1 pseudogene is annotated in these 297 nt (G+C 41.8%); it reads left to right on the top strand.

Features of this window, described 5'->3' with window-relative positions:
• Nucleotides 1–297 (top strand): annotated as a pseudogene (locus G4L40_RS13255) (reprolysin-like metallopeptidase); the annotation flags it as partial.

Here is a 297-nt window from a genome sequence, read left to right on the forward strand (position 1 = left end):
GTGCTGTTTCGGTTGTTTTTACTGAAACCACTACAGCAGGTACTTGTGCTAATTCATATACGCTAACACGTACTTGGACGGCTACTGATGTTTGTGGAAACTCCGTATCGGATTCACAAGTAATTACTGTGCAAGATACCACTGCGCCAACATTCGATATGGTAATTCCTGCAGATGTAACAGCAGAGTGTAATGCTATTCCAACTGCTGCAGTGATTACTGCTTCAGATAATTGTGATAGTGCCGTTTCGGTTGTTTTTACTGAAACCACTACAGCAGGTACTTGTGCTAATTCAT

This window comes from Flavobacterium celericrescens, from assembly GCF_011392075.1.
Lineage (GTDB): Bacteria > Bacteroidota > Bacteroidia > Flavobacteriales > Flavobacteriaceae > Flavobacterium > Flavobacterium celericrescens.